The sequence below is a fragment of the Citrobacter sp. Cf118 genome, assembly GCF_030334095.1.
In the GTDB taxonomy this organism is placed as follows: Bacteria; Pseudomonadota; Gammaproteobacteria; order Enterobacterales; family Enterobacteriaceae; genus Citrobacter; species Citrobacter freundii.
Map to the genome: position 1 here is coordinate 859017 of NZ_JAOWES010000087.1, position 11840 is coordinate 870856.

Annotated in this window: 9 protein-coding genes; 7 read left to right on the plus strand and 2 right to left on the minus strand. The window is 51.9% G+C overall.

All coding sequences use genetic code 11. The features are described 5' to 3' along the window. Window positions 1–22: 22 nt before the first annotated feature. Window positions 23–1033 carry a quinone-dependent dihydroorotate dehydrogenase gene (pyrD, locus tag OGX67_RS19490; protein WP_003035851.1) on the minus strand — a complete coding sequence of 337 codons (1011 nt, stop codon included), beginning with the start codon at window positions 1031–1033 and terminating at the stop codon, window positions 23–25. A gap of 243 nt (window positions 1034–1276) precedes the next feature. On the opposite strand from pyrD, the gene ssuE reads away from it, so the two are divergent. The 5 genes from ssuE to ssuB are packed head-to-tail and all read left to right on the plus strand — an operon-like array spanning window position 1277 to window position 5527. Continuing rightward, window positions 1277–1852, plus strand: coding sequence for an NADPH-dependent FMN reductase (gene ssuE, locus OGX67_RS19495; RefSeq protein ID WP_257651870.1), 576 nt, complete (start codon window positions 1277–1279; stop codon window positions 1850–1852). Beyond that, window positions 1845–2819: a sulfonate ABC transporter substrate-binding protein gene (locus OGX67_RS19500; protein ID WP_257651869.1), complete on the plus strand. Its 975-nt coding sequence runs from the start codon at window positions 1845–1847 to the stop codon at window positions 2817–2819. The genes ssuE and OGX67_RS19500 overlap by 8 nt, the downstream gene beginning before the upstream one ends. Continuing rightward, window positions 2816–3961, plus strand: coding sequence for an FMNH2-dependent alkanesulfonate monooxygenase (gene ssuD / locus OGX67_RS19505; RefSeq protein WP_257651868.1), 1146 nt, complete (start codon window positions 2816–2818; stop codon window positions 3959–3961). The genes OGX67_RS19500 and ssuD overlap by 4 nt, the downstream gene beginning before the upstream one ends. Before the next feature lie 10 nt (window positions 3962–3971). Next, window positions 3972–4763, plus strand: coding sequence for an aliphatic sulfonate ABC transporter permease SsuC (gene ssuC / locus OGX67_RS19510; RefSeq protein ID WP_003035843.1), 792 nt, complete (start codon window positions 3972–3974; stop codon window positions 4761–4763). Then, a complete protein-coding gene (ssuB, locus tag OGX67_RS19515) occupies window positions 4760–5527 on the plus strand; it encodes an aliphatic sulfonates ABC transporter ATP-binding protein (RefSeq protein ID WP_286527024.1) in 768 nt (255 codons plus the stop codon). The genes ssuC and ssuB overlap by 4 nt, the downstream gene beginning before the upstream one ends. Window positions 5528–5598: 71 nt before the next feature. On the opposite strand, the gene pepN is transcribed toward ssuB, so the two are convergent. Beyond that, the gene (pepN, locus tag OGX67_RS19520; RefSeq protein ID WP_003035838.1) at window positions 5599–8211 is read right to left on the minus strand and encodes an aminopeptidase N; all 2613 of its coding nucleotides are present in this window, start codon (window positions 8209–8211) and stop codon (window positions 5599–5601) included. 266 nt (window positions 8212–8477) lie between these two features. Here pepN and pncB point away from each other — a divergent pair, with 266 nt between their 5' ends. Together pncB and asnS are read left to right on the plus strand one after the other, a co-directional pair. Further along, window positions 8478–9680, plus strand: coding sequence for a nicotinate phosphoribosyltransferase (pncB, locus tag OGX67_RS19525; protein ID WP_003836860.1), 1203 nt, complete (start codon window positions 8478–8480; stop codon window positions 9678–9680). 167 nt (window positions 9681–9847) lie between these two features. After that, window positions 9848–11248 carry an asparagine--tRNA ligase gene (asnS, locus tag OGX67_RS19530; protein ID WP_003035832.1) on the plus strand — a complete coding sequence of 467 codons (1401 nt, stop codon included), beginning with the start codon at window positions 9848–9850 and terminating at the stop codon, window positions 11246–11248. Window positions 11249–11840 lie beyond the last annotated feature (592 nt).

Below are 11840 nucleotides of genomic sequence, written 5' to 3' on the forward strand. Positions count from 1 at the left end.
TGGTTTGTGATTAAGGTAGCATTCAGATATTGCTGACGATTTCTTTTATCAACGGCGGACCTTTAAAAATAAAGCCCGAATAAATCTGTACGAGGGTGGCACCAGCAGCTATTTTCTCACGTGCAGCAATCACCGAGTCGATACCACCAACACCAATAATCGGCAGCTGGCCTTTTAATTCCTGAGACAACTGACGAATAATTTCTGTACTTTTTAATTGTAACGGTCGACCGCTCAGGCCACCCATTTGATCGCAATTTTTCATTCCTTGAACGAGAGAACGATCGAGCGTAGTGTTAGTCGCAATTACGCCATCAATATTATGACGAACTAAACTGTCAGCAACCTGGATCAGTTCTTCCACAGAAAGATCCGGCGCGATCTTAACCGCCACTGGAACATATTTATGGTGGATCGTTTGCAGATCATTTTGCTTATTTTTAATTGCCGTCAGGAGATCGTCTAGCGCCTCGCCGTATTGCAGCGTACGTAATCCCGGCGTATTCGGTGAAGAGATATTAATCGCGATATAACCCGCATAAGCATAGACTTTTTCCATACAAATCAGATAGTCATCTTTGCCGTTCTCTACTGGGGTATCTTTATTCTTACCAATATTAATCCCCAGAATACCGTCAAAATGCGATTTTTTAACGTTCTCAACCAGGTTATCAACCCCGTGGTTATTAAACCCCATACGGTTGATCAAACCTTCTGCATCGACCAGACGGAACAGACGCGGTTTATCGTTACCCGGCTGAGGGCGTGGCGTCACGGTACCAATCTCAATGGAACCAAATCCCATCGCGCCGAGCGCATCAATGCACTCCCCGTCTTTATCCAGTCCGGCAGCAAGCCCGAGCGGATTTTTAAACGTCAACCCCATACAGGTAACCGGTTTTGCCGGTACTTTCTGGCGCACAAGCGCTTCAAGCGGTGTGCCGGTAATGCGACGTAATTGCTGGAATGTCAATTCATGAGCGCGCTCTGGATCGAGCTGAAAAAGGGCTTTACGAACGAAGGGGTAGTACATGAACTCTCCTGGATTCCCGGTGTGCAAACCGGGGGCGTATTATGTGCGATCGCGAGCAAAAAGGGAATTGACCTGCGGCAATAAATAGCAATCGTTTTCCTGGCCCCTGCCTTTTTATTCAATTTCCAACTTTTCTATCCCGTATAAATCATTTCGATAAACAAAATCTCTCTGCCAGACTGCATAAATTGTTATCAATGTTAACTAAAAGCAAACAATTAGTTATAAGTGGAGATTAAAATTATGCGCGTCATTACTCTGGCGGGAAGCCCACGCTTTCCCTCTCGCTCCAGCGCGTTACTGGAATATGCCCGAGAAAAACTAAACGGTCATGATGTCGAAGTCTTTCACTGGAACCTGCATAACTTTGCCCCAGAAGACCTGATCTATGCCCGTTTCGACAGTCCGGCGCTGAACACATTTAGCGAACAATTGCAGGATGCAGACGGGCTGATTGTCGCCACGCCGGTCTATAAAGCCGCTTACTCTGGCGCCCTGAAAACCCTGCTCGATCTGCTCCCCGAGCGAGCGCTGGAAGGAAAAGTAGTTTTGCCGTTGGCTACCGGCGGCAGCGTGGCGCATTTGCTTGCCGTCGATTACGCGCTGAAACCGGTACTGAGCGCATTAAAGGCCCAGGAGATCCTGCACGGTGTGTTTGCCGATGATTCACAGGTAATTGATTATCAACATAAACCTCAGTTTACGCCCAATCTTCAGCAGCGTCTGGACAGTGCGCTTGATACCTTCTGGCTGGCGTTGCATCGTCGCGATGTCCAACTTCCTCAACTGAACACCCTGCGAGGTGCCGCCCATGCTTAATCTTCTCAAGCGTCACACGTCATGGCTGGCACTGAGTGGGTTGTTGTCGCTGTCAACTCTGGGGCATGCCGCAGAATCGGCCCCCGATGCCTTGCGTATTGGTTACCAGAAAGGAAGCGTCAGTATGGTACTGGCCAAAAGCCATCAGCTACTCGAGAAACGCTATCCGCAGACTAAAATCTCGTGGATTGAATTCCCGGCTGGGCCGCAAATGCTGGAAGCGCTCAACATCGGCAGTATCGATCTCGGCAGCACCGGTGATATTCCGCCAATTTTTGCCCAGGCCGCCGGGGCCGATCTGGTTTACGTGGGCGTCGAGCCGCCCAAGCCGAAAGCCGAAGTGATTCTGGTGCCGAAAAATAGCCCGATCCAGAGCGTCGCGCAGCTTAAAGGACATAAAGTCGCCTTCCAGAAAGGGTCCAGCGCCCACAATTTACTACTCCGGGCGCTGCAACAGGCTGGACTGAAATTTACCGATATTCAACCGACCTATCTGACTCCCGCCGACGCGCGAGCAGCCTTTCAGCAAGGAAACGTTGATGCATGGGCTATCTGGGACCCCTATTATTCCGCCGCGTTACTGCAAGGTGATGTACGCGTGCTAAAAGACGGCTCAGACCTCAAGCAAACCGGTTCGTTTTATCTCGCCGCCCGTCCCTATGCCGAGAAAAATGGCGCATTTGTTCTTGGCGTACTGGATACCTTTAGCCAGGCCGATGCGTTAACCCTCAGCCAGCGCCAGCAAAGTATTACCCTGCTGGCCAAAACCATGGGACTGCCAGAACCGGTGATTGCGTCTTATCTGGATCACCGTCCGCCAACCACCATTGTGCCAGTCAACGCCTCTGTTGCAGCCCTGCAACAACAAACCGCCGATCTGTTTTATGACAACCGTCTGGTGCCGAAAAAAATCGATATTCGCCAGCGTATCTGGCAACCCACTCAGCAGGCAGGAGAAAAATTATGAGTCTGAACATGTTTTGGTTTTTACCCACCCATGGTGACGGTCATTATCTTGGAACGGAAGAAGGTTCGCGCCCTGTCGATCACAGTTATCTGCAACAAATCGCGCAAACGGCCGATCGTCTTGGGTTTACCGGCGTTCTGATCCCAACTGGTCGCTCTTGCGAAGATGCCTGGCTGGTCGCTGCCTCGATGATCCCGGTCACCCAGCGATTAAAGTTTCTGGTCGCGCTGCGTCCAAGCGTTACCTCGCCAACGGTTGCCGCACGTCAGGCTGCAACGCTCGACAGACTCTCAAATGGCCGGGCGTTATTTAACCTGGTGACTGGCAGCGATCCACAGGAGCTGGCAGGCGACGGCGTGTTCCTCGATCACACCGAGCGCTATGAAGCCTCTGCTGAATTTACTCAGGTCTGGCGGCGCTTGCTGCAAGGTGAAACGGTGGATTTCAACGGCAAACATATTCACGTCCGCGGCGCGAAGCTGTTTTTCCCTCCCGTGCAACAACCCCGACCACCGCTTTATTTCGGCGGCTCGTCTGATGTCGCACAAGATCTTGCTGCAGAACAGGTTGATCTCTACCTGACCTGGGGCGAGCCGCCCGAACAGGTGAAAGCGAAGATTGAACAGGTGCGGGCCAAAGCAGCGGCGCTCGGGCGTAAGATTCGCTTCGGTATTCGTCTGCATGTGATCGTACGAGAGACAACGCACGAGGCATGGCAGGCAGCGGATCGTCTGATAGCCCATCTGGATGACGACATCATCGCCAAAGCCCAGGCCGCCTTCTCAAAAACGGATTCGGTTGGTCAGCAGCGAATGGCTGCACTGCACAACGGTAAACGCGACAAACTGGAAATTAGCCCGAATCTGTGGGCAGGGGTAGGACTGGTACGCGGTGGCGCAGGGACCGCACTGGTTGGAGATGGTCCTACGGTCGCAGCACGTATTAACGAGTATGCCGCGCTGGGAATCGACAGCTTTGTGCTGTCCGGCTATCCGCATCTGGAAGAGGCATACAGGGTTGGTGAGCTGCTGTTCCCGCATCTGGATGTCGCGATACCAGAAATTCCGCAACCGCAGCGCCTGCAACAGCAAGGCGAAGCGGTTGCAAACGAATTCATCCCGCGCAAAGTCGCACAAAGCTAAGGAGCGGCTAATGGCAACGACGAAAAACAGATGGTTATTGCGCCTCGCGCCCTGGTTTTTACCGGTAGGTCTGGTGGCGCTCTGGCAGCTCGCATCATCAATGGGCTGGCTGTCCAACCGCATACTGCCCTCTCCGGAGGGTGTTATCGAAGCCTTCTGGACGCTTTCCGCCAGCGGCGAGCTTTGGCAGCATCTGGCCATCAGTTCCTGGCGCGCGCTGATCGGATTCTCCATCGGTGGATCGATTGGCCTGACGCTGGGACTGATCAGCGGTCTTTCGCGTTGGGGAGAACGCCTGCTGGATACCTCGGTGCAGATGCTGCGTAACGTACCGCATCTGGCGCTGATCCCGCTGGTGATTTTGTGGTTCGGCATTGATGAATCCGCCAAGATCTTTCTCGTTGCGTTGGGCACGCTGTTTCCGATTTACATCAACACCTGGCATGGGATCCGTAATATCGATCGTGGGCTGGTAGAAATGGCGCGTAGCTATGGGTTGTCCGGCTTTTCACTGTTTGTTCATGTCATCCTCCCTGGCGCTCTGCCCTCAATTATGGTCGGCGTGCGTTTCGCTCTCGGGCTGATGTGGCTGACGCTTATCGTCGCAGAAACCATTTCAGCCAATGCCGGTATTGGCTACCTGGCGATGAACGCCCGCGAATTTCTGCAAACCGATGTGGTCGTGGTGGCCATTATTCTCTACGCCTTACTCGGCAAACTTGCCGACGTCAGCGCCCAATTGCTGGAGCGAGTCTGGCTGCGCTGGCACCCGGCTTACCATATAAAGGAGGCTACCGTATGAATACCGCTCGCTTGAACCAAGGTACGCCGCTGTTGCTGAGCGCCGTGACAAAACAATACGCCGCCAATATGGTGCTCAATCAGTTAGATTTGCATATACAGGCCGGGCAATTCGTTGCCGTAGTTGGCCGCAGCGGTGGTGGTAAAAGCACGTTGCTGCGTCTGCTGGCAGGGTTGGAGTCGCCCACCTCAGGCGCATTACTTGCCGGAACCACCCCACTGGCGGAAATTCAGGATGATACGCGTATGATGTTTCAGGATGCGCGTCTGCTGCCATGGAAGACGGTTATCGATAACGTCGGTCTGGGTCTGAAAGGTCACTGGCACAATGCAGCCCGAGATGCGCTGGCCGCCGTTGGACTGGAGAATCGTGCTCAGGAGTGGCCCGCAGCGCTTTCTGGCGGACAAAAACAGCGCGTGGCCCTGGCCCGGGCATTAATTCATCGTCCTGGTCTGCTGCTGCTGGATGAACCCCTCGGCGCACTGGATGCCTTAACCCGCCTTGAAATGCAGGAGCTGATCGTCTCTTTATGGCAAGAGCACGGCTTTACCGTACTGTTGGTCACCCATGACGTCAGCGAAGCGGTAGCAATGGCCGATCGCGTTTTGCTGATTGAGGACGGAAAAATCGGGCTGGATTTAACGGTGGATATTGCACGACCTCGCCGGATTGGTTCCGTGCGTTTGACAGAACTGGAAGCAGAGGTGTTGAACCGGGTGATGCAGCGTGGCGACAATGAAGTTCAGCTACGCAAGCAAGGTTAAAAATGCCGGATGGCGCTACCGCTTATCCGGCCTACGCGTGAATGGTAGGCCGGACCCATCCGGCAATATTATCAGGCTAACGCTTTAGAGATCTTTTCGAACAGATCGCCTGACAGATTCTCCAGACCTTTCAGCTGTTCCAGCGCCGCACGCATCTTCGCCTGACGTTTTGCATCATAACGTTTTAAGCGAATCAGCGGCTCAATCAGGCGTGACGCCACCTGCGGGTTACGGCTGTTGAGCTCAGTCAGCATGTCAACCAGGAACTGATAACCGCTACCATCTTCCGCATGGAATGCTGCCGGGTTGCTGCCCGCGAAGGCACCGATCAGAGAACGGATGCGGTTTGGGTTACTCATGCTAAAAGAGCGATGCTTCAACAGGCCGCGTACCGTTTCCAGTACGTTTCTAGCCGGGCTGGTGGATTGCAGGATAAACCATTTATCCATCACCAGACCGTCATGGTGCCACTTATTGTCATACTCCTGCATCAACGCGTCACGACAAGGAAGCTGCGCAGCGACTGCCGCGGATAGCGCCGCCAGCGCATCGGTCATATTGTTCGCTTCACGGTACTGCTTGCTTACCAGCGTGTCAGCCAGATGGGTTTCGCCAAAAGCCAGGAATCGCAGGCAGGCGTTACGCAGCGTACGCTTGCCAATATCGGCATGCTCAACGCGGTACTCATCAAGATGATTAGCGTTATAGATGGCGAGGAATTCATCCGCCAGCTCGGCGGCCAGCGTGCGGGTTAACGCTTCGCGTACTTCGGTTATCGCCACCGGATCAATGATGTCGAACAGTTCGGCAATTTCATTTACTGAAGGCAGCGTCAGGATCTCTGCCGCCAGCGCCGGATCGATTTTCTCATCCAGCAAAACTGCGCGGAATGCATCGGCCACGTGTACCGGCAGCGACAGCGGTTGTCCCTGCTGATGGCGGGCAACGTTGAGCTTAATGTAGGTCGCCAGCAGGCTTTGCGCCGCGTCCCAACGAGAGAAATCATTACGCGCGTGACGCATCAGGAAGGTCAGTTGCTGATCGCTCCATTTATATTCCAGTTTTACCGGCGCGGAGAATTCGCACAGCAGCGCCGGAACCGGCTGGAAGTAGACGTTATCAAAGACAAACGTCTGCTCTGCCTGGGTGACGTTGAGTACGGAATTCACCGGGTGCCCGCCTTTTTGTAGCGGGATCACTTTCCCTTCGTTGTCATACAACTCGAGAGCGAATGGAATATGCAGCGGTTGTTTTTCAGCCTGATCCGGCGTGGCCGGCGTGCGCTGGCTAATGGTCAGCGTGTACTGTTCAGTTGATGGGTTATAGTCATCACGCACGGTCAGAATCGGCGTACCGGACTGACTGTACCAGCGGCGGAAATGGGAGAGATCAACGTTAGACGCATCTTCCATCGCCTGCACAAAATCATCACAGGTTGCAGCGCTACCGTCGTGACGCTCAAAGTACAGCTGCATCCCTTTCTGGAAGTTAGCCTCACCCAACAGGGTGTGGATCATACGAATCACTTCCGCACCCTTCTCGTACACGGTCAGGGTATAGAAGTTGTTCATTTCGATGACCATATCCGGGCGGATAGGATGCGCCATCGGGCTGGCGTCCTCAGCAAACTGCAGACCGCGCATGGTACGCACATTGCTGATGCGGTTTACCGCACGTGAGCCGAGATCGGAACTGAACTCCTGATCGCGGAACACAGTTAAACCCTCTTTCAGGCTCAACTGGAACCAGTCGCGACAGGTCACGCGGTTGCCGGTCCAGTTATGGAAATATTCGTGACCGATAACGCGCTCAATATCAAGGTAATCTTTGTCGGTGGCAGTATCGGTACGCGCCAGCACGTATTTGGAGTTAAAGATGTTCAGACCTTTATTCTCCATCGCGCCCATGTTGAAGAAATCCACAGCGACAATCATATAGATGTCGAGGTCATACTCGAGGCCAAAGCGCTCTTCATCCCATTTCATGGAGTTTTTCAGCGAGGTCATCGCCCATGGCGCGCGGTCCAGGTTACCGCGATCGACGTACAGTTCCAGTGCTACTTCACGCCCTGAGCGGGTAGTAAAAGTATCGCGCAGGACGTCAAAATCACCGGCCACCAGCGCAAATAAATAGCACGGTTTCGGGAATGGATCCTGCCACTGAACCCAGTGGCGACCATTTTCCAGTTCACCCTGCGCCACGCGGTTACCGTTGGAGAGCAGGAACGGATATTGCGTTTTATCGGCGATTATTTTGGTAGTAAAACGCGCCAGCACGTCCGGGCGATCAAGATACCAGGTAATATGGCGGAAACCTTCTGCTTCGCACTGGGTACACAGCGCATCGCCTGACTTGTACAGCCCTTCCAGCGCGGTATTCGCAGCTGGGCTAATTTCATTCACGATACGCAGCGTAAAACGTTCCGGCAGTTGATTGATGACCAGAGCGCCCTCTTCTTCTCTATACTCTGTCCACAGCTCGTCGTTTACGTGGATCGACACCAGGGTCAGATCTTCGCCATTCAGGCGCAGGGGCGCGTCGGACGCGCCATGACGGACAACCTGGCTCACTGCGGTGACCACGGTTTTTTCAGCATCCAGGTCAAAGGTCAAATCAATATCAGTAATCTGGTAATCCGGCGCACGATAGTCGTGACGGTATTTGGCTTGTGGCTGTTGTGTCATAAAAAAACCTTTAGCATCTTTAATAGAGTCTCGGCTTCAGTCTATTCCTGTTGCGTAAATCGCGCTACGCAGAATGTTCATCTTTTCAGGCACAAACACCCTTTTTGCTACATTTTTATAACACGTGGCACGAATTGCCCTCGACCAGAAAGAGAGCTTATGGTGTGATCGGGGTTCAATAAATCGCTAAACAGGGTATACTCCAGCGGTTTTCTTAGTTGTTTATTGTACTAAACGCTCCCGTGAGAGGATGCTACTGCGCACCTATGACACAATTCGCTTCTCCTGTTCTGCACTCGCTGCTGGATACAGACGCTTATAAGTTGCATATGCAGCAAGCCGTTTTTCACCACTACTATGACGTACAAGTAGCGGCTGAATTTCGTTGCCGTGGCGATGACCTGCTCGGTATTTATGCCGATTCTATTCGTGAGCAGGTGAATGCTATGCAGCACCTGCGACTGCAGGAGGATGAGTACCAGTGGCTCTCCGGCCTGCCTTTCTTTAAAGCTGATTACCTCACCTGGTTACGTGATTTCCGCTATAACCCGGAACAGGTTTGCGTCACCAATGATAACGGTAAGCTAAACATCCGCTTAACCGGTCCGTGGCGTGAAGTGATCATGTGGGAAGTCCCGCTGTTAGCGGTGATTAGCGAACTGGTACACCGTTACCGCTCACCTGAATCAGGCGTCCCGCAGGCACTCGATGAGCTGGAAAGCAAACTAGTAGAATTCTCTGCTTTAACAAAAGATGTCGATATGTCCCGCTTCCATTTGATGGATTTCGGTACGCGTCGTCGTTTTTCGCGCGAAGTACAGCAGGCTATCGTTAAACGCCTGCAGCAAGAGCCCTGGTTTGTCGGTACCAGTAACTACGATCTGGCCCGCCGCCTGTCATTAACCCCAATGGGTACGCAGGCGCATGAGTGGTTCCAGGCTCATCAGCAAATCAGTCCTGAACTTGCCACCAGCCAACGTGTAGCCCTGGCCGCCTGGTTAAATGAGTATCCTGATCAACTCGGCATTGCATTGACCGATTGCATCACCATGGACGCATTTTTACGCGACTTTGGCGTTGAGTTTGCGACCCGCTACCAGGGATTACGCCATGACTCAGGCGATCCGGTGGAATGGGGTGAAAAAGCCATCGCCCATTATGAAAAACTGGGTATTGATCCGCTGAGCAAAACGCTGGTCTTTTCAGATAACCTCGATCTGAAAAAAGCGATTGAACTCTACCGCCACTTCTCTTCCCGCGTACAGTTGAGTTTTGGTATTGGGACACGGCTAACATGCGACATTCCACAGGTTAAGCCGCTTAATATCGTAATTAAGCTGGTGGAATGTAACGGCAAACCAGTGGCGAAGTTATCTGACAGCCCGGGTAAAACCATCTGCCACGATAAAGCATTTGTTCGTGCACTGCGCAAAGCCTTCGATCTCCCGCATATTAAAAAAGCCAGTTAATCCTTCCAGGGAGCCATTTTGGCTCCCTTATTCGCGTTTATTTCCGAAATCTTTCACTCCAGCTACGAATTCTGCTTGTCTGATTGCAGATGCCAGGTAACATAGGTATCCCCCCCATTATGGGTGGACATGTGTTTATATATCCGACTATTAACAGAGAGAATATTATGAGCGTTGTGCCTGTAGCCGACGTACTCCAGGGCCGCGTAGCCGTTGACAGCGAAGTCACCGTGCGCGGATGGGTGCGTACCCGCCGAGATTCAAAAGCTGGCATCTCCTTCCTCGCCGTTTATGACGGTTCCTGCTTTGATCCTGTACAGGCCGTCATCAATAATTCTCTGCCCAATTACAATCAGGACGTACTGCGCCTGACGACGGGTTGTTCAGTTATCGTAACGGGTAAAGTCGTTGCATCACCTGGACAAGGACAGAGCTTTGAAATTCAGGCCACTGAAGTTGAAGTCGCGGGCTGGGTTGAAGATCCTGATACCTACCCAATGGCGGCTAAGCGTCACAGCATCGAGTATCTGCGTGAAGTGGCGCATATGCGTCCGCGCACCAATATGATTGGTGCGGTAGCGCGCGTACGTCATACGCTGGCGCAAGCGCTGCATCGCTTCTTCCACGAGCAGGGTTTCTTTTGGGTATCGACTCCGCTGATCACCGCTTCCGATACGGAAGGTGCCGGTGAAATGTTCCGTGTTTCTACGCTGGATCTGGAAAACCTGCCGCGTAACGATCAGGGTAAAGTCGATTTCGATAAAGACTTCTTTGGTAAGGAAGCCTTCCTGACCGTTTCCGGTCAGTTGAACGGTGAAACCTACGCCTGCGCTCTGTCCAAAATTTATACTTTTGGTCCGACGTTCCGTGCAGAAAACTCTAACACCAGTCGTCACCTGGCAGAATTCTGGATGCTGGAACCAGAAGTGGCGTTCGCTGACCTGAACGATGTTGCAGGCCTGGCTGAAGCGATGCTGAAATACGCGTTCAAAGCCGTACTGGCAGAGCGTGCAGATGATATGAAATTCTTCGCTGAACGTGTCGACAAGGACGCGATTTCACGCCTGGAACGTTTCATTGACGCTGACTTCGCGCAGGTGGATTACACCGACGCGGTAAGCATTCTGGAAAAATGCGGCAAACAGTTTGAAAACCCGGTTTACTGGGGTGTGGATCTGTCTTCCGAGCATGAACGTTATCTTGCTGAAGAGCACTTTAAAGCGCCGGTGGTGGTGAAAAACTACCCGAAAGATATCAAAGCGTTTTATATGCGCCTTAACGAAGACGGTAAAACCGTTGCTGCAATGGACGTTCTGGCTCCTGGAATCGGCGAAATCATCGGTGGTTCTCAGCGTGAAGAGCGTCTGGACGTGCTGGATGCCCGTATGCTGGAAATGGGTCTGAACAAAGAGGATTACTGGTGGTATCGCGACCTGCGTCGCTACGGTACCGTTCCGCATTCCGGCTTCGGATTGGGCTTCGAGCGTCTGATCGCTTACGTCACCGGCGTGCAAAACGTCCGTGATGTTATTCCGTTCCCGCGTACTCCGCGTAACGCCACCTTCTAAACGTGCGTTATTGTTTCAAAGGCCAGCATTGCTGGCCTTTTTTATACCCTTTTCATGTTATCTGGATACCCATCTCACGTTAAACGCAACCTTTCAATCCCCTCCACCTGTTACGTAATATTTCATCGCAATACATTTGCACAAAAAATAACCAGTAATTTTATTGTGGATTAGCATTTTCTGATTAAATAGTACATTTTTTAGCCTTTCGCACGGCACTCCAGACGTCCAAAAATCGTTACCTGTAAAATCCAAACTTTCCGGTATTACGGAGAAAAAATAACCTTAGCAAAATTAAATATAAGAAAATCATATAAATAGAAATAAAAACGAGAATTTTGGGGGCAAGGGTATCCGAAGTTTGACGCTGTTCACAAAGTTGCACAAAAATAACATCTTGTTACACATTTTTTCTTTTTGAAACCAAATCTTTATATTTGTAGCACTTTGACGGTAGCGAAACGGTAGTTTGAATGGAAAGATGCCTGTCAGACACATAAAGACACCAAACTCTCATCAATAGTTCCGTAAATTTTCATTGACGGAATTTATTGGCGGCAGTGGCAGGTGTCATATAAAAACCGATGAGGGT